The organism is Aeromonas sobria, from assembly GCF_050266975.1.
GTDB classification, from domain to species: Bacteria; Pseudomonadota; Gammaproteobacteria; order Enterobacterales; family Aeromonadaceae; genus Aeromonas; species Aeromonas sobria_B.
This window is the reverse complement of the sequence record NZ_JBKISU010000159.1, coordinates 1-245: the sequence shown is the minus strand read 5'-3', so window position 1 is coordinate 245 and position 245 is coordinate 1. Positions and strand designations below refer to the sequence as shown.

The following is a 245-nucleotide window of genomic DNA, read 5'->3' as shown; positions in this document are numbered from 1 at the left end:
AAAGAGGGTTAATCGGGCATTTTTATGGTTGTTCACTCGGGCACCTCGGATGATTGGTTTGGTTGGCGCCTCCAATTCTGCGGGAATGCCCCGAGTGAACAACCTACAGAGAGATCACAGCTAGGCTTTGCTTATCTCATTAGATTTAAAGGAAATGTTTTGGTTGGTTACCCTGGTGTAGAGCAGGTTCCAGCTCGGGACTGGCTAACGCCGACCGGGCGCACCCGAACCCTCAAAGCGGTGGA

1 pseudogene is annotated in these 245 nt (G+C 51.8%); it reads left to right on the top strand.

Going from position 1 to position 245, the window contains the following annotated elements:
• Positions 1–117: 117 nt before the first annotated feature.
• Positions 118–245: pseudogene (locus tag ACLHZ1_RS20915) on the top strand (IS4-like element ISAs18 family transposase); the annotation flags it as partial.